Below are 18,728 nucleotides of genomic sequence, written 5' to 3'. Positions count from 1 at the left end.
GCCCGACGCGGCCGGCGGATCAACCCAGCTTGCGGCCGACCGCGCTCCAGCAGTTCACTTGCGAGTCGAGCCACGACGGCGACTCGCCCTGCGGTCGCCATTGGTTGGTGACGACGATTCCGGGGTCCAGTAGTTCCAACCCGGTGAAGAACCGGGCGAACTCGTCGCGTGTGCGCGTCTGGGCATAGACACCGCTCTGCCGATACACCTCGAGCGCCTCGGTCATCATCTCGGGTTCGAGGTCGGCGGTGATGTGCGAGACCACCAGGAACGACCCCGGCGCGAGTGCATCCATCAACGTCTCGACGATTCCGTAGGGATCGTCCTCGTCGCTGAGGAAATGCAGCACGGCGACCAAGCTCAGCGCCACGGGACGCTCCAGATCCAGGGTCTCGAGGAGTTCGGACGCGGACAGGATCGCTTTCGGGTCCTTCAGGTCGGCGTCGACGTAGGCGGTGCGCCCCTCCGGGGTGCCGGTGAGCAGGGCGCGGGCATGGGACAACACGATCGGGTCGTTGTCCACGTAGACCACCCGCGCTTCTGGCGTCGGCGCCTGCGCCACCTGGTGCAGGTTCGGTTCGGTGGGAATACCGGTGCCGATGTCGAGGAACTGCGTCACGCCCAGCTCGGTGAGCGCGTTCACCGCGCGGTGCATGAACTGCCGGTTCTGCCGGGCCGCGACCCTGCTGGTGGGAAACGCCGCGATCACTTTCTCGGCCGCGTCCCGATCCACCTGATAGTGATCTTTCCCGCCGAGGACGTAGTCGTATATTCGAGCGCTGCTCGGCACGCTCGCGTCGTGAATCGGCCTGAGCGGCTTCCCGTTGCCGCCGAGATCGGTCATCATCGTTCCCATCACTACCGGATCGCTTCCGGCCCAGCATATTCCAGACGCGAACGACTCACCGCACGTTGACGGCGGCACCCGGTTGTGCCGGTTGCCCACCCGTCGGCTGTACCGCGAACCCGCTGTACCTGTCGACGGGCGCGGGTCGAACCCGGCAGCCGATGTCGGCTGTCGCCCCACAACACCGAAGGCGCCGACACATGGGCACGCGCTTTCACCGCCGTGCCGTGATCAGCGTCAGCGTCCCGGCTGCCGGATCCGCCACGCGCGCAGAGCCTGGTCCCGCAGCACATCACCGTGGCCGACGCAGACGACGTCGACATCGAGTTCGGTCAGCCTGTGGGCAGCCGCGTCGACGGCGGCACTGTCCACATTGAACACACCGGGCATGGTGACCCCACGAACGTTGGCCAAGGTATCACCGGAGAACAGCACCCGGTGACGCGGCAGATGCAACGCCAGACTGCCTTCGGTATGACCGGGGACAGCGATCACTTCAGCGCCGCCGCCGAAGTCGAGTACGTCGCCGCCGCTCAGCTCGCGGTGGACCGGGGCAGGGCGGGGACGTGGCCCCGGTTCCAGCGCGTCGGCGATCGGGCGTTCCCAGTCGCGCAGCACCGGAGCCGGCTGAGGACGTTCGCCGCGCACGACATCGGCGTCGGCATGATGGGCCCAGATCTCGGCTCCCCACTCGGCGAAGTCGGCGGCTGAGCCGATGTGATCGTCGTGGGCATGGGTGAGTATCACCCGCCGCACCTGGCCGGTGCCGAAACCCAGTGCGCGCAGCCCACTTTCGATGTCCGCCGCGCTTCCCGGCAGGCCGCTGTCGATCAGCGTGACCTCGGCGTCATCGTTCCACACGTAGACATTGAGGTCGTTCACCTCGGAAAACCGCAACGCCACCAGCTGCGGCAGGACAGATACCATCTCCACACCGGCGAACCTAGCCAGAACGAGCCCGTCGTGCCTACTCGATCTGCTCTGGGCAGCAGAAGACGGTGACGCTTCCCGCGGCACGGGACGCGTCACCGTCTTCGCTGTCGAACTACAGCATGCAGGAGACGCAACCCTCGACTTCGGTTCCCTCCAGTGCCATCTGGCGCAGCCGGATGTAGTAGAGGGTCTTGATGCCCTTGCGCCAGGCGTAGATCTGAGCGCGGTTGAGATCGCGGGTGGTGGCCGAGTCCTTGAAGAACAGCGTCAGCGACAGGCCCTGATCCACGTGCTGGGTGGCCGCGGCGTAGGTGTCGATGATCTTCTCGTAGCCGATCTCGTAAGCGTCCTCGTAGTACTCGAGGTTGTCGTTGGTCATGTAGGGCGCCGGGTAGTAGACGCGCCCGATCTTGCCTTCCTTGCGGATCTCGATCTTCGACGCCACCGGGTGGATGGAGCTGGTGGAGTGATTGATGTAGGAGATCGACCCGGTCGGCGGCACCGCCTGCAGGTTCTGGTTGTAGATCCCGTGCTCCATGACCGAGGCCTTCAGCTCACGCCAGTCGTCCTGGGTCGGGATGTGCACGCCCGCGTCGGCGAACAACTGCCGGACGCGATCGGTCTTCGGCTCCCACACCTGATCGGTGTACTTGTCGAAGTACTCGCCGCTGGCGTACTTCGACTCCGGGAAGCCGCCGAAGTACGTGCCGCGCTCGATCGCGATCCGGTTCGAGGCCCGGAGCGCGTGGTAGACCACGGTGTAGAAGTAGATGTTGGTGAAGTCGATGCCCTCGTCGGACCCGTAGCGTATCCGTTCCCGCGCCAGGTAGCCGTGCAGGTTCATCTGCCCGAGGCCGATGGCGTGCGAAGAGTTGTTGCCCTGCTCGATGGACGGCACCGAGTAGATGTGGGTCTGGTCCGACACCGCCGTCAGCGCCCGGATGGCCACCTCGATGGTCTGCGCGAAATCGGGCGAGTCCATCGTCTTGGCGATGTTCAGCGAGCCGAGGTTGCAGGAGATGTCCTTGCCCACCTTGGCGTAGGACAGGTCGTCGTTGAACTCCGAGGGCGTGGAGACCTGGAGGATCTCCGAGCACAGGTTGGAGTGGGTGATCTTGCCCGCGATCGGGTTGGCCCGGTTCACCGTGTCCTCGAACATGATGTACGGGTAGCCCGACTCGAACTGCAGCTCGGCGATGGTCTGGAAGAACTCGCGCGCCTTGATCTTCGACTTGCGGATGCGCTTGTCGTCGACCATCTCGTAGTACTTCTCGGTGACGTCGATGTCGGCGAACGGCTTGCCGTAGATGCGCTCCACGTCGTAGGGCGAGAACAGGTACATGTCCTCGTTCTTCTTGGCCAGCTCGAAGGTGATGTCCGGGATGACCACGCCCAGCGAGAGCGTCTTGATCCGAATCTTCTCGTCCGCGTTCTCCCGCTTGGTGTCCAGGAACCGGTAGATGTCCGGGTGGTGCGCGTGCAGGTAGACCGCGCCCGCGCCTTGGCGCGCGCCGAGCTGGTTGGCGTAGGAGAACGAGTCCTCGAGCAGCTTCATGATCGGGATGACGCCCGAGCTCTGGTTCTCGATCTTCTTGATCGGCGCACCGTGCTCCCGGATGTTGCTCAGCAACAGGGCGACCCCGCCGCCGCGCTTGGACAGCTGCAGCGCGGAGTTGATCGAGCGCCCGATCGACTCCATGTTGTCCTCGATGCGAAGGAGGAAACATGACACCGGCTCGCCGCGCTGCTTCTTGCCCGAGTTCAGGAAGGTCGGGGTGGCCGGCTGGAAACGGCCGTCGATGATCTCGTCGACCAGCTTGCTCGCCAGCGCCTCGTCACCGGCGGCGAGCGTGAGCGCGACCATGCACACCCGGTCCTCGAACCGCTCCAGGTAACGCTTGCCGTCGAAGGTCTTCAGCGTGTACGAGGTGTAGTACTTGAACGCGCCGAGGAAGGTGGGGAACCGGAACTTCTTGGCGTAGGCCTGCTGGAACAGCTTCTTGATGAACTCGCGGCTGTACTGCTCCAGGACTTCGGCCTCGTAGTAGTTCTCGTCGATCAGGTAGTCCAGCTTCTCGTCCAGGTTGTGGAAGAAGACGGTGTTCTGATTGACGTGCTGCAAGAAGTACTGGTGGGCGGCCTCGCGGTCCTTGTCGAACTGGATCTCCCCGTTCGGACCGTACAGGTTCAGCATCGCGTTGAGGGCGTGGTAGTCGAGGACCTCGCCCGCGTCGCCGCCGCGCACCGGGGGCTGCTCTAAGCGAGCTGTCTTTCCGGCCGGTGCTGTCGTTGCTGTTGCCAAAACAATCCCAATCCCTCTCGGACGCGTTCGACGTCCTCAGCGGTTCCCATGAGTTCGAAGCGGTACAGGTACGGCACCCCGCACTTGCGCGCGATGAGTTCGCCCGCATAGCAGAAGGTGTCGCCGAAGTTCGTGTTGCCCGCCGCGATCACCCCGCGCAGCAACGCGCGGTTGTGCGGATCGTTGAGGAACTTGGCGACCTGCCTGGGCACGAAGTCCTTGTCGGAACGAGCGCCCCCCAGGACGTGCCGACCGCCCCCATAGGTGGGGACGATCAGAACGTACGGACGGTCTACGCGCAGTGAGTCGGCGGTGTGCAGTGGTATGCGAGTCGCCGGGAGACCCAGCTTCTCGACGAAGCGATGCGTGTTCTCCGAAGCGCTGGAGAAGTAGACCAGCGCCGTCGTCTCCGACATGGTGGCCTTCCCTTCCCAGGAGCGCCGCGGCGCTCGTCCCTCGGATGAACCGGATGCGGTGGAAGCGTCAGGCCGCCACGGTCGCGAGCGACTTGATCCGGTCGGGCCGGAAGCCCGACCAGTGATCGTCTCCGGCCACCACGACCGGCGCCTGCAGGTACCCGAGTGCCATGACGTAGTCACGCGCCTCGTCGTTCTCCGAGATGTCGATGACCTCGTAGTCCACCCCGGCCTTGTCGAGGGCCTTGTAGGTGGCGTTGCACTGGACGCAAGCGGGCTTGGTGTACACGGTGACGGTCATTGCTATCCCTCTCTCCTTGTGCCTGATCCACAGCCTGTGATCCGTATGCAATGCACGATCCGACGTATGCTGCGCAAACTCCTGGATCCGGGCCGGAATCCCCTGATCAGCCGCCTGTGCGGAGCGAGGTTCCCGGCCGTCTTCCAGTACCGAAGACACTACACCTAGTGGCCGACAGATTCCTACAACACGACATGTAGCGAGTCACATTGATGAAATTCCACGCAGAGAAGTACCAGCACGCTCGATTCGTCGCCGAACCAAACAGTGGCGCAGATCACTTTTCGGCGCGTCAGCTTACTTCCAGCAAACCGCCGGGACAACGAAGAGGGCCACCGCCGCGCCCCGCGGCGGTGGCCCTCGTTCAGACCGGAGGAGGAGCTTACACCGACGCCAATTCGCCGCGCGTGGCCTCCACCAGATCGCGCACCGTGCCGGCCAGTTGGGTCAGCGCCTCGGCGTCGTCGCGCGGATGCGTGGCGGCGAACCGCTCGCCGATGACCCCGAAGTGCAGGTGCGCGGACTCGACCACCCGCGCGCCCGCCACGCCGAGCGCCTTCACCGCGTCGCCGTGCGCCCACTGCGCGGCGTTCGGGCTGATCGACGCGCTCACCACGGCGGCGGGCTTGCCCTTGATGGCGCCGGCGCCGTACGGGCGCGAGGCCCAGTCGATCGCGTTCTTCAGCACCGCCGAGAGCGTGCCGTTGTACTCCGGGGTCACCACCAGCAGGCCGTCGGCCTCGGCGACCGCGTCGCGCAGCGCCTGGGCGGCCGCGGGAACGGAGCCGGGGACGTCGATGTCCTCGTTGTAGAACGGGATGTCGGCGAGCCCTTCGTAGAGGGTGACCTCGACCCCCTCCGGCGCGGTGTGCGCCGCGGCCTCGGCGATCCGCCGGTTGACCGAGGCGGCGCGCAGGCTGCCGACGAGTGCGAGAATGCGGGTCTGGCTCATGACGACTCCTGGTGTACTGATGGGTGGTGTCCGTACGTTCACCACACACTAACCGGACCGTGGTCCGATTACTTCCCGCGGAGTCTGCGTGAGCGCTGTGAACTACCCCACACCGGACGTGTCCCCCGACGGCGCGCCCCGGCTGCTCGACGTCGGCGCGCCGTTGCCCGGCACCGCGGAACCCGCCGAACGCGCCGACGCGGCACGCAACCGCAGGCTCCTGCTGGACGCGGCGCAGCAGCTGGTGCGCGAGCACGGTGTCGACAGCCTCACCATGGACGCCCTGGCCAAACGCGCCGGGGTCGGCAAGGGCACGGTGTTCCGGCGGTTCGGCAGCAGATCCGGCCTGATGCTCGCGCTGCTGGACCACTCGGAGCGGAAGTACCAGGAGGCGTTCATCTTCGGGCCGCCTCCGCTCGGCCCCGGGGCGCCTCCGGTGGAACGGCTGATCGCCTTCGGGCGGGCCAGACTTCTCGACATCGAGGTGGAAGGCGAACTGCACCGCGCCGCCGAACTCGGCGAGGCCGGTGACCGCTATTCCGGTGCGCCCTACGGGTTGCTGCGCGCGCACGTCGCGATGCTGTTGCGGGAGGCCGAGATGCCCGGCGAGGTCGCTCTGGTGGCCGACTGGCTGCTGGCGATGCTGGGCGCGGCGCTGGTCATGCACCAGATGCAGGTGCTCGGCTATACCCGCGAGCAGATCGGGGACAACTGGGAGCGCGTCGTTCGGCGCGTTGTCGCCCGCTGAGTCATCAGTAGACTCGGGCGCCATGGGGAACCTGCGCGAACAGATCATCAGCGAATTGGGTGTCCGGCCCACGATCGAACCGAAGGACGAGATCCGCCGCCGGGTCGATTTCCTCAAGGACTATCTGAACGCCACGCCCGCACGAGGTTTCGTGCTCGGGATCAGCGGCGGGCAGGACAGCGCGCTCGCAGGCCGGTTGTGCCAGCTCGCGGCCGAGGAACTGCGCGCGGACGGCGGGGACGCGACCTTCCTCGCCGTCCGGCTGCCCTACGGCGTGCAGGCCGACGAGGCCGACGCGCTGACCGCGCTGACCTTCATCCGGCCCGACCGGCAGATCGTGGTGAACGTCCGGCCCAGCGTGAACGCCGCGGCCGCGGAGACGGCGGCGGCATTGGGCACCGACTACCAGCTGCGTGACTTCGTGCGCGGCAACATCAAAGCGCGCGAACGCATGGTGATCCAGTACGCGCTGGCCGGGCAGGAGAACCTGCTCGTGGTCGGCACCGACCACGCGGCCGAGGCGGTCACCGGATTCTTCACCAAGTACGGCGACGGCGGCGTCGATCTGACTCCGCTCACCGGCCTGACCAAGCGCCAGGGCGCCGCCCTGCTCCAGGAACTCGGCGCGCCCCCCAGCATCTGGTCCAAGGTGCCCACCGCCGATCTGGAGGACGACCGGCCCGCGCTGCCCGACGAGGAAGCGCTCGGTCTTCGCTACAGCGAGATCGACGACTACCTGGAGGGCAAGGAGGTGACCCCCGAGGTCGCCGAACGGCTGGAGAGCATCTTCCGCAACACCCGGCACAAGCGCACCGTCCCGGTGTCGCCGCTGGACACCTGGTGGCGCTAGCGCCTCGGCGCGCGGCCTATCCGCCCGCGAAGGGTGGCAGGACGTCGACGCGCGGGCTCAGCGCGACCGCGGGGTCGCGGGTGAGCTCGTCGCCGACCAGGTAGGCGCACACCGACAACATCTTGTCCAGGTCGGGGCCGTAGGTCGCCGCGAGGGCGGCGCGCAGGTCGGCGACCGTCGCTCCGGCCGGGAGATCGAGAGTCTCGCCGTCCTTGCCGACGGCGTCGGCGATCGCGGCGAAATAGCGGATCTCAACCACCGATGGCTCCCATCGTCCGCTCCGGGGGGACGAAGCCCTCGGCGTCGATGCCGTGACCTGCCCACTTGTTCCACATCGCACCGCGCCACAGGGTCGCGACCTCGTCGTCGCCCGCGCCGGAGCGCAGCGCCTGGCGCAGGTCGAATTCCTGGTCGCTGAACAGGCAGGAGCGCAGCATGCCGTCCGCGGTGAGCCGGGTGCGATCGCAGGTGTCGCAGAACTTCCTGGTCACCGTGGCGATGATGCCGACGGTGCCGGGGCCGCCGTCGACCAGCCACTTCTCCGCGGGGGCCGACGGGTCGGGGCGGCCGACCTCGGCGAGGGAGAACCGCGTGCCGAGCACGCCGAGCAGTTCCGCGGCGGTGACCATGTTGGCGCGGGCCCACTCGTGGTCGGCGTCCAACGGCATCTCCTCGATGAAGCGCAGCTCACAGCTCTCGTCCAGACACCAGCGCAGCAGATCGGGCGCTCCGGAGAGAGTTTCGCGCATCAAGACGGCATTGACCTTGATCGGGGCCAGTCCGGCGGCACGAGCGGCGCGGATGCCCGCGAACACCGACTCCAGGCGGTCACGACGGGTCAGCCGGGCGAAACCGGCCCGGTCGACGGTGTCCAGCGAGACGTTCACCCGGTGCAGGCCGGCGGCGGCGAGCCCGAGGGCGCGGTGCTCGAGCCCGATGCCATTGGTCGTCATGGCCAGCGGGATGTCCGGCACCTCGGCGTGACAGCCCGCGATGATCTGTTCCAGGTCGCGGCGCATCAGCGGCTCACCGCCGGTGAAACGGACCTCGCGCACCCCCAGCTCGCGCACCGCCAGGCGCACCAACCGGACGATCTCGTCCACCGTGAGCAGCTCGTGCCGGGGAATCTCCGGCAGCCCCTCCTCCGGCATGCAATAGGTGCAGCGCAGCGAACACTTCTCGGTGATGGACACCCGGAGGTCGCGGGCGACGCGTCCGAAACGATCCAGCAAGTAGGGGGTGTCGGGACGGCCGGCGAGCGAGGGACGCCCGGAACGCACCGTGGGAATCCCGATCTCGACCAGAGTCACACGTCCATTATGACCGCCTGTCCCGATTCGTCTGTGGGCGGAATGCTCGACTCCGGCTCACCGCGGCCGCGGATCGGCGGTGAGGGCTCGCCCGGCGCCGGATGACCGCGGCGTGGCGGCGGAGGCGGAAAACCGCCCGGATCGGGCGTTAGGCTGACTCCCATGAACCCTCGGCCCGCCGGCGTCTCGGCCAGGCCCGTCGACGACTACCGCGACAGCATCGAACAGCTGCTGCGGCCGCTGGCCGCGCGCGCGGTCGAGTCCGTCGAGGTCGCGCGGGCGCTGGGCAGGCAGCTGGCCGAAGACGTGCGCTCGCCGATCGAGCTGCCGGTGTTCCGCAACTCCGCGATGGACGGGTACGCGGTGCGCGCCGAATCGGTGCTCGTCGCTCCGGTCACCCTGCCGTTGGCCGGCGTCGTCGCCGCGGGCGCCGCCGGCCGGGCGCCGCTGCCGCAGGGCGCGGCGATGAAGGTGATGACCGGCGCGCCGATCCCGCCGGGCGCGGACTGCGTGGTGCCGGTGGAGGACACCAGCGCGGGCGACGGCATGGTGACCATCGAACGCGCCCGCGGCGCGGGGGAATTCGTGCGGGAACCGGGCACCGACGTCCGCACCGGCGACCTGCTGGCACGGGCGGGCACCACGCTCGCTCCCCGCCATGTCGCCGCCCTGGCCGCGGTGGGACTGTCGCAGGTGGCGGTCTTCCGTCCGGTGCGCGGCGCGGTGATCACCACCGGCGACGAACTGGTCGCGGCCGGAAAGCCGCTGCGTCCCGGCCAGATCTACAACTCCAACGGCGTCGCGCTCGCCGCGGCGCTCGCGGCGAACGGCGTCGAGGTCGTCTCCGTGGCGCACAGCAGCGACGATCCGGCGCGTTTCCGCGCGTTGCTGTCGGCCGCGCTGGAGCGTGCCGATGTGGTGTTCACCTCCGGTGGTGTGTCGAAGGGCGACTTCGAGGTGGTCAAGGACGTGCTCGAGCCGTTGGGCGGGCGGTTCGGCTCGGTCGCGATGCAACCGGGCGGCCCGCAGGGGCTGACCGTCGTCGACGGGGTGCCGGTGCTCAGTTTCCCCGGCAACCCGGTCAGCACGATGGTGTCGTTCGAGGTGTTCGCCCGCCCGATCCTGCGGCGTCTGGCCGGTCTTCCCGAGGTGGACGCCTACGAACTTCCCTTGGTCGACGCCGTGGCGCGCTCGCCGGAGGGCAAGCGTCAGTTCCTCCGGGGCAAGCTGATCCGCGAGCATCCGGACGGGTTGTCCGCGCACGGACGCCCGCGGGCGGTCGAGGTGGTGTCGGGTCCCGGCTCGCATCTCGTGGCGGCCATGGCGAACGCCGACGTGCTGATCGACGTGCCCGCCGAGGTCACCGCGCTGCCCGCGGGGGCGCTTGTGCGAGTGTGGTCCTTATGAGCGAGCTGTCCCATGTCGACCACGAAGGCCGCGCCCGCATGGTGGACGTGAGCGAGAAGAGCGAGACCACCCGGATCGCCGTCGCGGCAGGCGAGTTGCGCACCACGGCCGAGGTGGTCGCGCTGGTGCGGGCCGACGACATGCCGAAGGCCGACGTGCTGTCCACCGCCCGCATCGCGGGCATCGCGGGGGCGAAGAAGACCTCCGAACTGATCCCGCTGTGCCATCAGCTGGCGCTGTCGTCGGTGCGGGTGGAGTTCGGTTTCACCGAAACCGCCATCACCATCGAGGCCACCGCGAAGACCAAGGGCCCCACCGGCGTCGAGATGGAGGCGCTGACCGCGGTCGCGGTGGCGGGGCTCACCCTGCACGACATGGTGAAGGCGGTGGATCCCGCCGCGGTGCTCACCGGCGTGCGCCTGCTCGCCAAAGAAGGCGGTAAGCGCGGACATTGGGAGCGCCCGGACGACACGATCTCCGACGAGAGGGAGATCGAGCCGGTCATCGATGAGGACTTCGCTGCCGATGGGGACGAACAGGACACCTCCGGCTACGCCGAGCCCGAATTCGGCGCGGAGGAACGCTCGGCCGTGGTGCTGGTCGCCTCGACCGGGGTCGCGGCGGGCACGCGCGAGGACACCACCGGTCCGGTGCTCGTGGACTGGCTGTCCGGCCTCGGCTTCTCGGTGCGGGGCCCGCTGGTCTACGCCGACGCCGAGATCGAATTCGGCCTGGCCGACGCGCTGCGCTTCGAACCCGCCCTCGTCATCAGCACCGGCGGAACCGGCGCCTCCCCCACCGACGCGACCCCCGAAGCCACCCTCGCCCTGCTCGATCGCGAACTACCCGGTGTGGCGGAGGCGATCCGGCAGCGCGGCACCGCGAAGTTCCCGCTCGCGGCGCTGAGCCGCGGCGTGGCCGGCCTGGCGGGGCGCTCGGTGATCGTGAACCTGCCCGGCTCGCCGGGTGGCGTGAAGGACGGCATCGCGGTGCTGGAGCCGCTGCTGGATCATCTGCTCGCACAAGTCGCCGGAGGTGGAAGTCATGACAACGGCTGAGGCCACGGTCCGGCTCGCCCGGATCAGCGACCAGCCGCTGGACCCAGCGGAGGTCGAGGAAGCGGTCTCGGGACCACATTACGGCGGGGTCGTGGTGTTCACCGGGAAAGTCCGCGATCACGATGGCGGGCAGGCGGTCTCGGCCCTGGAATACTCCGCGCACCCGCAGGCGGAGCGTTTCCTGCGCGAGGTCTGCGCGGAACTCGCCGCCGCACACGGTGTGCCGGTCGCGGCCGTGCACCGCGTCGGCTCGCTCGGCATCGGTGACCGCGCGATCGTCGTCGCGGTGGCGGCGGCGCATCGCGGCGCGGCGTTCGCGGCGTGCGCGGAACTGGTGGACCGGATCAAACACGAAGTCCCGATCTGGAAGCGCCAGCTGTTCGCCGACGGACTGTCCGAATGGGTGAACGCCTGCGGGTGATCCGACCGTGACATGAATCTCATGACGAATCAACACGGCCGGTATAGCGTGTGCGCGCGGTATCGCTTCACTCGGAGACCGACGGCGCGCCGATCGGTCGCGGTGGCAGAAGGGAGCACGCGATGGGAACCGACCAGGTTCTGCTGCACCGGTTCGTCATCTCGCAACTCACCGCGGCCGGCGTCGACCGCGACCGGCTGCTGCGGGAAGCGGGATTGCCGGAGTGGACCATGGCGGGCGAGGACCTGCACCTGCCCAGCCAGACGTTCTCCCGGTTGTGGGAGATCGGGGAACTCGAACTCGGGGACCCGGACGTCGCGCTGAACGTGGCGAGCCGCTACCAGCTGACCTGCCTCGGCCTCTACGACTATCTGTTCTCCTCGGCGCCGACGCTGGGGGCCGGACTGGCGACTTGCGGGCCGTACGTCACCGCGGTGACCACCAACCACCGCTTCGACTTGGTCGCGGAGAACGACGACGAAGTCACCTTGTATCTCGACATCATCGACGGGGAAGGCCGCGGCCGCGATCTCACCCAGCTCTGGGGGCTGAGCGCGGTGCTCAGCCGCGCCCGGCGCGTGGTGCGTGAACCGCTTGCTCCGCTGCGGGTGGCGTTGCGCCAGCAGGCGCCCGCCAAGATCGGCGCCTTCATCGAGGTTTTCGGCACCACCGAGATCGAGTTCGACGCGCCGGTGGACGCCATGACTTTTCGCGCCTCGGACATGGATCTGCCGCTGACCACGAGCGATCCGGTCCTGGCCGGCATCCTGCAGCCCTTGGCCGCCGCGCTTCCGCCTCCGCCGCCGCTGGCCACCGCATGGCCCGAACGCGTCGCGACCGCCTTGGCGGAATGCCTGGACGACGGCGACGCGTCGTTGGAACGGGTGGCGCGCAGGCTGGCCACCAGCCCGCGCACGCTCCAGCGGCGGTTACGCGAGGCGGGCACCACCTGGCGCGCCGAGTTGGACCGGGCTCGCGGTGCGCGGCTGGTCGCCGCGACCGCCGCGGGGCCGCTGAGCCCATCGCGCCAGGCCGAGATCCTCGGCTACTCCGACCCGGGGTCGATGCGGCGCGCGGCGCGGCGCTGGTCGCTGGCCGGCCACGCCCCGCGCACGGAGCCGACCGTCACGGCCTGATGAAACGCGCGGCGATCGACCAGAACGTAGCGTCCTCGATCGCACGGAAATCCCAGCTGTTGGTGATGGCGTGGGTCTCGGCGACGATCGCGGGAACGTCGAAGTCGTCGCGGGTGGCGGTGCCCTTGGCCTCCAGCACCTCGATGACGTACGCGGTGGCGCTCTCCATGGAATCTGACACGGAAACTCCCATCGGTCGCGGAACGATTCGGTCGGTCACGGATCGGCTGCCGGGCGGCGCCGAACGCGGCAGTAAGCTCCCCGGTGCCCGCCCACCGGCGGCCACGCATTCAGTCTCATGAAAAGACCGTTCTGGCACCAGCACCGAACGCGACACGTCGCGACCAAACGCGCCAATCTGCGCGCTCAGCGCGGCGTATAGCGCCACACCCCGAGCATGCTTTGCGCGTCCAGCGGTTCGGCGGCGTCGTGCACGGTATCGCGAAGCCGGGCCAAGGCCGCGTCCGAGTGCAGGCCCGCGCCGATGAGCACCACTCGCGCTCCCCGCGACTCACCGCGTGACCAGCCCCCCGGCTCGAAGACGATGTGGCGGCCGACCATGTGCAGGACGAATTTCCTGCGTTCGCCCGCCACTCCGAACGCGGCGAAGCCCTTGGCCCGGAACAACCCCGCGGGCGGGTCCTCCAGGAAGCCGATCAATTTGCGCGGGTCCAGCTCCCGGTCGCTGGCGAAGGAGACGCTGGTGTAGTCGTCGTGCAGATGACGGTGGTCGTCGTGGTCTTCGTGATCGTGCTCGAGAAGCAGTTCGTCGAAGCTCAGTTGCTCGGCCACCAGCGGGCGCTCGCGCCGGGGACGGTCGAACAGCAGCCCCGGATCGATCCGGCCGTGCGCGGTCGCGTACACCGGGACCGAACCGGCCAGCGACGCGATATCCGCACGCAGGTGGTCGAGTTGCCCGGGCGTCACCCGATCGGCCTTGTTCAGCACCACCAGGTCGGCCAACCGCACATGCGTGCGCAGCTCCGGATGACGGGCACTGCTGGCCGGGAACTGTTCGGCGTCCACCACCTCGACCAGGCCGCCGTAGCGCAGGCGCGGATTGTCGCTGCCGAGCACCATCCGGATGAGGTTGCGCGGCTCGGCCAGGCCGCTGGCCTCCACCACGATGACATCGATCCCGGCGCGCGGCTGGGTGAGCCGGGTGAACAGCTCGTCCAGTTCGGTGACGTCCACCGCGCAGCACACGCAACCGTTGCCGAGCGAGACCATGGCATCGACCTGCCCCGCGACCAGCATCGAATCGATGTTGATCGCCCCGAAGTCGTTGACGACCACGCCGATCCGGGTGCCCCGGTTGTGCCGCAGCAAGTGATTGAGCAGCGTGGTCTTCCCGGAACCGAGAAACCCCGCGACGAGCACAACAGGAATCCGGTCAGCCATTCCGCTCACCCTAGTGCGCCGTGTGACCCGCGGGAAAAGCCGGACGCCACCCTCGGTGGTGCCGAGGATGGCGTCCGGCGGGTTCGGTGTGCGGACTATTTCGCTGGGCCCAGCAGCATGCCCGCCAGGCTGTAGCCGAGATTGATCAGTTCCGTGGTGATGGCGTTGTCGTCCAGGCCGAGCATCTTCGCCAGCGGCATCAGCAACTCCATGATCGAAGCGTTGCCCCCGGAGGCGCCGGGTGACTGCTGTGCGTTGGGCGTGCCCGGCGACTGCGTTGCGGAAGTGCCCGGCGACTTCGGCGCCGCGGACGTGCCAGGCGACTGCGGTGTCGCCGTGCCCGGCGCCGGCTTCGGTGTCGTGGTGCTCGGCGCCGACTGCGCCTGCGGCACCGCCGGAGCGGCGGGGCTCTGCGGCGCACCCGGAGTCGTGGAACTCTGCGGCACCGCGGGAATCGGCTGGGCCTGCGGCACCGCCGGATTCGTCTGCGCCTGGGGAGCGAACGGGTTCGTCTGCGCCTGGGGAGCGAACGGGTTCGTCTGCGCCTGAGGTGCGAACGGGTTCGTCTGCGCCTGCGGTGTTCCTGTCGTCTGAGCCTGCGGCGTTTCCTGCGCGGCCGCGGGATGGTCGAACGACGAGCCCTGGGCGCCCTGCTGATCCGGCGCCGCGCCGGGCTGCGGTGCGCCGAGCAGGTATCCGACCACGCCGGTGGTCAGCGCGATCGCGTGCTTGAGCTGCCCGTCCGGCGTCTCCAGCAACGCCGCGTCCTCGGGATTGGCGCCGTTGCCCATCTCGAGGAAGACCAGCGGAACGGTGGTGAGCGCGGGCCCGGCGATGTCCTTGCGGGTCTGCAGACCTTCCACCACGCCGCCGTAGTTGGCGGGCGGGAATCCCGCCTCGCGATACGCGTCGCGCACCGCCTTGGACGCGGCGAGTCCCGCGCCCGCCTGGACCTGATCGACGATCAGATCCGGGATGGGCAGCTCGGGGACGATCAGGTGGAACCCGCGATCTTGCGCGGGCGCGCTGTCGGCATGGATGCTCACGGCGACGTCGGCGCCGGACTGGCTCGCCGCGCGGGCGCGGTCGTCGACGCAGCCGCCCCAGTTCATGTCGTCCTGGCGGCTGAGCACGACACGCGCGCCGAGCGTTTCCAGCGACGTCTTGACGACCTGTGCGACGTTCCAGGTGATGGTGTGCTCGGGAACGCCGTTCATGGTGGTCATGCCGGTGGTCTGGCAGTCCTTGGTGCCGCCGCGACCGTCGCTGACCTGTCTGGCCAAGTCCTGGGAGTGGTTCGACCCCTGGTGGCCTGGGTCGAGGAACACGGTCTTGCCCGCGAGTTTCTTCGACATGTCCAGCGGCGACGGCGCCGCCTGCGCGCTGACCGGAAGCAATCCGGACAACGTCACCGTTACCGCGGCCGTCACCGCGGTGCAGATACCGGCTTTGACGATGCTTGGCTTCATAGTGCGGTCGGCGCCCCGGAACGGAGCACCCCTCCCTTCCCACTTGTAACACCAAACCCAATGGTCACTTTGGCAACGCATGTATCAGCAAAGCAAGAGGTGTAATCGAAGCGTTACAGCATGCGCGACGTCCGGCGGCCGGATCGACCTCGGAGATTTGCGCAGAGATAGCAGAGCGTAATACAGGCGGCTCGAAGCCGTCTCGACCGGCACGCCGAAATCCGCGACTACCTCCCGATTGGTCGGGATCGCCGGAATTTCCCCGATGATTGCGCGGCCCGTGCGGGCCGAGCCGGAATCGCAGATTCGGGCACACCACCCGGTCGGTTCTGGTATTGGTTGCCGCGGAGATGCGGGGATCTCCCGAGTCGGCCGCGACGGCGGGCGTACGACGACGCGGCGGGAGTACAAGTCAAGGAGAACCGGTATGCGTGCTAGCGCGCTCCTACTCGCGGGAGCCATGGGCTGCGCCGTCACCCTGCTCGCCACGGCGACGGCGGCGGCCGAACCCGCGAACACCATCTCGCACGACGGCGTCTACTTGGTCGGCGTCGACATCGCGCCAGGACTCTGGGAAGCGCCCGGCACGTCCGACCCCGCCTACGCCTGCGATTGGCGCAGGCTGTGGAAGGTCGAGGGGGACAACACGAACATGCAGTACATCATCGCGAACAACTACACCCGGCTCGGTCCGGTCCGGGTGCAGATCAAGCCGACCGACGTCGGGTTCAAGACCGAGAACTGCGGGCCGTGGCGGTTGCTGGCCACCCCACCACCGACCGGCTCGTCCGGCGGCTGAGACGCGACCGCGTACCTCCGCTCCGGCCATGCGCAGGCTGCCGACGGACGAAGTCCGGCCGCGCCGTTAAGGTCGGCCGCATGACGCGGAAGAGAATCCTGATCACCGGGGCGAGCGCGGGCCTCGGGGCCGCCATGGCGCGCGATTTCGCCGCCAAGGGCCGCGATCTCGCACTGTGCGCCCGCAGACTGGACGCGCTCACGGCACTGCGCGACGAACTCGTGGCGACTCGTCCCGGGATCACCGTCGCGGTGCGCGCGCTCGACGTGGACGACCACGCGGCGGTGCCGGTCGTCTTCGGCGAACTGCGCGACGAGCTCGGTGGCCTGGACCGGGTGATCGTCAACGCCGGGATCGGCAAGGGAGCGCTGATCGGCAGCGGACGGGCTGACGCGAATCTCGCGACGGCCACCACGAATTTCGTCAGCGCGCTCGCGCAGACGGAAGCGGCGCTCGAGATCTTCCGCGCGCAGCGGGCGGGACACCTGGTCCTCGTCGCATCGATGAGCGCGGTGCGCGGACTGCCCGGCAAGAAGGCCGCCTATTCGGCGAGCAAGGCGGGACTCGCCGCGCTCGGCGCGGCACTGGCCACCGAATTGGCGCGCTCCCCGATCACGGTGACCACCCTGCTGCCGGGTTTCATCGCCACCGACATGGCGGCCAAGGCGGGCGACGCGCGCATGGTCGCGCCCCTGGACAAGGGCGTCGCGGCGATGGTGGCCGCCATCGAGCAGGAGCGGCGCCGGGCCTGCGTCCCGGGGTGGCCGTGGCGGCTGATCGACCTGGCACTCCCCCATCTGCCCGACGCTCTTGTCGCGCGGATGAGCTGAACCGCAGGAAGCGACGTCACCGGCACGGAATCGCGCAGACCAGTGACGCTTTCCGTGACGGAAGTCGTGCCGATCTCCACCGAGCGGCGCAGAGCGGCGATTACCCGCGAGGTAATCGACTCCGCGACCGGCGGCGGGCAGGATCGCGGCATGATCGATGAGATGGGCACCAAGCTGTTCCACCAGACCATGCCGTTCACCGAACGTCTCGGCGTCGAGGTGCTCGCGCACGGGCCCGATCTGGTGCGCAGCCGCTTGGCCTGGGACGAATCGCTGTGCACACTCGGCGGCGCGCTGCACGGCGGGGTGCTGATGTCGCTGGCCGACGCCACCGGCGCGGTCTGCGCGTTCCTCAACCTGCCGGAAGGCAAGCAGGGCACCACCACGGTGGAGTCGAAGACGAACTTCCTGCGCGCCGTCCGGTCCGGGCACGCGGTCGCGTCGTCGACGCCGTTGCACGCCGGACGCTCGTTCATCGTGGTGGAGACGGTGATCCGGGACGACGCGGACAAGCTCGTCGCGAAGGTCACCCAGACCCAAGCGGTGCTCTAACCGACGCCGCCCGCCAAGGGGACGCGCTCGCCCGCCGCCGCGCGGGCCGAGGGCCACACCGGGCGAGTTCGAGCAGTCCGCCTTGCCTGCGCGCCCGCGAGCAGGATCGCGGCGGTGGACCCGGCCGCAAGCACGCGGCAGGCGCGGTGCCCGCGCCGGGCCGCGGCCGGGTCCGCGTCGAACGCCCGGACCCGGACGATGCCTTGACACATCGATGCCATCACCGTGCAGCCGAGCGAGAGCTGGCGGGCCAGGCTCGCGATGCCGGGCGTCATGTCGCAGCGATACAGCAGCAGACTCAGCGCTCCCCAGCCGAACAGCGTATTCAGTAGCCGGTCGACGGTCGTGTCGCGCACAGCAACCACCGGCCCGCCGGCACGGCCGCGACGAACCCGATGACCGGCCACGCGATGATTCCCGGAATCGATGTCGCCATCCGGCCGACCTCCCACCCACGAAACTGTCCCTTGCGAACGATAACGTTGCCCCGTGTTCGTGACCGCGCAGATCGAGAATCGGCAGCCGCCGATTACCGGGGTGTCCACCGGGCCGATGTCTTATTTGTCCAATTCGCGACATCACGGGCCCGGCTCCGAGCCGACGGTGATTGTCATCGGCTCCAGAACTCCGGCCGGAATGTCCTCCGATGTCACAACTGCGTGGCGCGCGACGAATTCGGATAGCGCGCAGAACATTTGGCGGAATGGCTGTGGATGTTACGCTGTATCACATAGAGTTTCAGTGACGACACTCACCTCCGACACGCACCTCCCGGCGGGTGCGCCTGCTCTTCGTAGCCCGCGAACGCGGCTCCACCTCATGCTCTGCCCGCCCGTTCGTGCGGCAAGAACGGAGATATCTGTGCGCGATGAACCACGATCAGCTTTCCGGACCGGGCGAATCGATGGTGCATCGGTCGAAGTCGACGTCGTTCCCCCCGCCCCGCGATCGGTGGTCCGCGCGGTGAGCAGGACCGGTGCGCCCGAGGTGAAGCGG

The 18,728-nt window shown here is 68.6% G+C and carries 21 protein-coding genes; 9 read left to right on the top strand and 12 right to left on the bottom strand.

Annotated features, from left to right (window positions below; all coding sequences use genetic code 11):
* Nucleotides 1–19: 19 nt before the first annotated feature.
* From U3653_RS11225 to U3653_RS11200, 6 genes are all read right to left on the bottom strand, one after another.
* Nucleotides 20–946, bottom strand: coding sequence for an SAM-dependent methyltransferase (locus U3653_RS11225; protein WP_323124186.1), 927 nt, complete (start codon nucleotides 944–946; stop codon nucleotides 20–22).
* A 138-nt stretch (nucleotides 947–1,084) separates the two neighbouring features.
* The gene (locus U3653_RS11220) at nucleotides 1,085–1,774 is read right to left on the bottom strand and encodes an MBL fold metallo-hydrolase (protein WP_195078908.1); all 690 of its coding nucleotides are present in this window, start codon (nucleotides 1,772–1,774) and stop codon (nucleotides 1,085–1,087) included.
* 118 nt (nucleotides 1,775–1,892) lie between these two features.
* Nucleotides 1,893–3,974: a class 1b ribonucleoside-diphosphate reductase subunit alpha gene (gene nrdE, locus U3653_RS11215; protein ID WP_323124229.1), complete on the bottom strand. Its 2,082-nt coding sequence runs from the start codon at nucleotides 3,972–3,974 to the stop codon at nucleotides 1,893–1,895.
* Between the two features lie 62 nt (nucleotides 3,975–4,036).
* The gene (gene nrdI / locus U3653_RS11210) at nucleotides 4,037–4,498 is read right to left on the bottom strand and encodes a class Ib ribonucleoside-diphosphate reductase assembly flavoprotein NrdI (protein WP_195078557.1); all 462 of its coding nucleotides are present in this window, start codon (nucleotides 4,496–4,498) and stop codon (nucleotides 4,037–4,039) included.
* Nucleotides 4,499–4,565: 67 nt separating this feature from the next.
* Nucleotides 4,566–4,799: a redoxin NrdH gene (locus U3653_RS11205; RefSeq protein ID WP_039799742.1), complete on the bottom strand. Its 234-nt coding sequence runs from the start codon at nucleotides 4,797–4,799 to the stop codon at nucleotides 4,566–4,568.
* A 382-nt stretch (nucleotides 4,800–5,181) separates the two neighbouring features.
* On the bottom strand, nucleotides 5,182–5,751 hold the full coding sequence (locus tag U3653_RS11200; protein WP_067797830.1) for an NAD(P)H-dependent oxidoreductase: 570 nt from the start codon (nucleotides 5,749–5,751) through the stop codon (nucleotides 5,182–5,184).
* A 142-nt stretch (nucleotides 5,752–5,893) separates the two neighbouring features.
* On the opposite strand from U3653_RS11200, the gene U3653_RS11195 reads away from it, so the two are divergent.
* Together U3653_RS11195 and nadE are read left to right on the top strand one after the other, a co-directional pair.
* Complete coding sequence (locus tag U3653_RS11195) at nucleotides 5,894–6,499, top strand: TetR/AcrR family transcriptional regulator (RefSeq protein WP_195078907.1); 606 nt, start codon at nucleotides 5,894–5,896, stop codon at nucleotides 6,497–6,499.
* A gap of 22 nt (nucleotides 6,500–6,521) precedes the next feature.
* On the top strand, nucleotides 6,522–7,349 hold the full coding sequence (gene nadE / locus U3653_RS11190; RefSeq protein WP_195078556.1) for an NAD(+) synthase: 828 nt from the start codon (nucleotides 6,522–6,524) through the stop codon (nucleotides 7,347–7,349).
* 16 nt (nucleotides 7,350–7,365) lie between these two features.
* On the opposite strand, the gene U3653_RS11185 is transcribed toward nadE, so the two are convergent.
* Nucleotides 7,366–7,608, bottom strand: a complete 243-nt coding sequence (locus tag U3653_RS11185; protein WP_195078555.1) for a MoaD/ThiS family protein — start codon at nucleotides 7,606–7,608, stop codon at nucleotides 7,366–7,368.
* A complete protein-coding gene (gene moaA / locus U3653_RS11180; protein WP_195078554.1) occupies nucleotides 7,601–8,659 on the bottom strand; it encodes a GTP 3',8-cyclase MoaA in 1,059 nt (352 codons plus the stop codon). The genes U3653_RS11185 and moaA overlap by 8 nt, the downstream gene beginning before the upstream one ends.
* A gap of 162 nt (nucleotides 8,660–8,821) precedes the next feature.
* Between moaA and U3653_RS11175 the strand changes: the two genes are divergently transcribed.
* The 4 genes from U3653_RS11175 to U3653_RS11160 all read left to right on the top strand — a co-directional run bounded on the left by U3653_RS11175 (nucleotide 8,822) and on the right by U3653_RS11160 (nucleotide 12,681).
* Nucleotides 8,822–10,066, top strand: coding sequence for a molybdopterin molybdotransferase MoeA (locus U3653_RS11175; protein WP_195078553.1), 1,245 nt, complete (start codon nucleotides 8,822–8,824; stop codon nucleotides 10,064–10,066).
* Nucleotides 10,063–11,124, top strand: a complete 1,062-nt coding sequence (gene moaCB, locus U3653_RS11170) for a bifunctional molybdenum cofactor biosynthesis protein MoaC/MoaB (RefSeq protein WP_195078552.1) — start codon at nucleotides 10,063–10,065, stop codon at nucleotides 11,122–11,124. Before U3653_RS11175 ends, moaCB begins: the two co-directional genes overlap by 4 nt.
* Nucleotides 11,111–11,545 carry a molybdenum cofactor biosynthesis protein MoaE gene (locus U3653_RS11165; RefSeq protein ID WP_195078551.1) on the top strand — a complete coding sequence of 145 codons (435 nt, stop codon included), beginning with the start codon at nucleotides 11,111–11,113 and terminating at the stop codon, nucleotides 11,543–11,545. The genes moaCB and U3653_RS11165 overlap by 14 nt, the downstream gene beginning before the upstream one ends.
* 122 nt (nucleotides 11,546–11,667) lie before the next feature.
* On the top strand, nucleotides 11,668–12,681 hold the full coding sequence (locus U3653_RS11160) for an AraC family transcriptional regulator (protein WP_195078550.1): 1,014 nt from the start codon (nucleotides 11,668–11,670) through the stop codon (nucleotides 12,679–12,681).
* Here the strand turns inward: U3653_RS11160 and U3653_RS11155 are convergent.
* The 3 genes from U3653_RS11155 to U3653_RS11145 form a co-directional block, all read right to left on the bottom strand.
* Nucleotides 12,671–12,862, bottom strand: a complete 192-nt coding sequence (locus U3653_RS11155; protein WP_195078549.1) for a hypothetical protein — start codon at nucleotides 12,860–12,862, stop codon at nucleotides 12,671–12,673. The genes U3653_RS11160 and U3653_RS11155 overlap by 11 nt on opposite strands.
* A gap of 185 nt (nucleotides 12,863–13,047) precedes the next feature.
* Nucleotides 13,048–14,082: a CobW family GTP-binding protein gene (locus tag U3653_RS11150; protein WP_195078548.1), complete on the bottom strand. Its 1,035-nt coding sequence runs from the start codon at nucleotides 14,080–14,082 to the stop codon at nucleotides 13,048–13,050.
* A 95-nt stretch (nucleotides 14,083–14,177) separates the two neighbouring features.
* The gene (locus U3653_RS11145; RefSeq protein WP_195078547.1) at nucleotides 14,178–15,551 is read right to left on the bottom strand and encodes an N-acetylmuramoyl-L-alanine amidase; all 1,374 of its coding nucleotides are present in this window, start codon (nucleotides 15,549–15,551) and stop codon (nucleotides 14,178–14,180) included.
* Between the two features lie 427 nt (nucleotides 15,552–15,978).
* Here U3653_RS11145 and U3653_RS11140 point away from each other — a divergent pair, with 427 nt between their 5' ends.
* From U3653_RS11140 to U3653_RS11130, 3 genes are all read left to right on the top strand, one after another.
* Nucleotides 15,979–16,350 carry an Rv1352/Rv1906c domain-containing protein gene (locus U3653_RS11140; RefSeq protein WP_195078546.1) on the top strand — a complete coding sequence of 124 codons (372 nt, stop codon included), beginning with the start codon at nucleotides 15,979–15,981 and terminating at the stop codon, nucleotides 16,348–16,350.
* Between the two features lie 80 nt (nucleotides 16,351–16,430).
* Complete coding sequence (locus U3653_RS11135) at nucleotides 16,431–17,180, top strand: SDR family oxidoreductase (RefSeq protein ID WP_195078545.1); 750 nt, start codon at nucleotides 16,431–16,433, stop codon at nucleotides 17,178–17,180.
* 150 nt (nucleotides 17,181–17,330) lie between these two features.
* Nucleotides 17,331–17,732, top strand: a complete 402-nt coding sequence (locus U3653_RS11130; RefSeq protein WP_195078906.1) for a PaaI family thioesterase — start codon at nucleotides 17,331–17,333, stop codon at nucleotides 17,730–17,732.
* Here U3653_RS11130 and U3653_RS11125 read toward each other — a convergent pair.
* Nucleotides 17,729–18,088, bottom strand: a complete 360-nt coding sequence (locus tag U3653_RS11125; protein ID WP_195078544.1) for a hypothetical protein — start codon at nucleotides 18,086–18,088, stop codon at nucleotides 17,729–17,731. The genes U3653_RS11130 and U3653_RS11125 overlap by 4 nt on opposite strands.
* Nucleotides 18,089–18,728 lie beyond the last annotated feature (640 nt).

Origin of the sequence: Nocardia implantans, assembly GCF_035544775.1 — a bacterium.
GTDB classification, from domain to species: domain Bacteria; phylum Actinomycetota; class Actinomycetes; order Mycobacteriales; family Mycobacteriaceae; genus Nocardia; species Nocardia implantans.
The sequence above is the reverse complement of the archived record's forward strand: the minus strand, read 5'-3'. Positions and strand labels throughout refer to the sequence as shown.

Coding starts and splice junctions, on each gene's coding strand:
- U3653_RS11220 (WP_195078908.1), bottom strand. CDS start 1,774: ATGGTATCTGTCCTGCCGCAGCTGGTGGCGTTGCGGTTTTCCGAGGTG.
- nrdE (WP_323124229.1), bottom strand. CDS start 3,974: ATGCTGAACCTGTACGGTCCGAACGGGGAGATCCAGTTCGACAAGGAC.
- nrdI (WP_195078557.1), bottom strand. CDS start 4,498: ATGTCGGAGACGACGGCGCTGGTCTACTTCTCCAGCGCTTCGGAGAAC.
- U3653_RS11205 (WP_039799742.1), bottom strand. CDS start 4,799: ATGACCGTCACCGTGTACACCAAGCCCGCTTGCGTCCAGTGCAACGCC.
- U3653_RS11200 (WP_067797830.1), bottom strand. CDS start 5,751: ATGAGCCAGACCCGCATTCTCGCACTCGTCGGCAGCCTGCGCGCCGCC.
- nadE (WP_195078556.1), top strand. CDS start 6,522: ATGGGGAACCTGCGCGAACAGATCATCAGCGAATTGGGTGTCCGGCCC.
- U3653_RS11175 (WP_195078553.1), top strand. CDS start 8,822: ATGAACCCTCGGCCCGCCGGCGTCTCGGCCAGGCCCGTCGACGACTAC.
- moaCB (WP_195078552.1), top strand. CDS start 10,063: ATGAGCGAGCTGTCCCATGTCGACCACGAAGGCCGCGCCCGCATGGTG.
- U3653_RS11165 (WP_195078551.1), top strand. CDS start 11,111: ATGACAACGGCTGAGGCCACGGTCCGGCTCGCCCGGATCAGCGACCAG.
- U3653_RS11160 (WP_195078550.1), top strand. CDS start 11,668: ATGGGAACCGACCAGGTTCTGCTGCACCGGTTCGTCATCTCGCAACTC.
- U3653_RS11150 (WP_195078548.1), bottom strand. CDS start 14,082: ATGGCTGACCGGATTCCTGTTGTGCTCGTCGCGGGGTTTCTCGGTTCC.
- U3653_RS11145 (WP_195078547.1), bottom strand. CDS start 15,551: ATGAAGCCAAGCATCGTCAAAGCCGGTATCTGCACCGCGGTGACGGCC.
- U3653_RS11140 (WP_195078546.1), top strand. CDS start 15,979: ATGCGTGCTAGCGCGCTCCTACTCGCGGGAGCCATGGGCTGCGCCGTC.
- U3653_RS11135 (WP_195078545.1), top strand. CDS start 16,431: ATGACGCGGAAGAGAATCCTGATCACCGGGGCGAGCGCGGGCCTCGGG.
- U3653_RS11130 (WP_195078906.1), top strand. CDS start 17,331: ATGATCGATGAGATGGGCACCAAGCTGTTCCACCAGACCATGCCGTTC.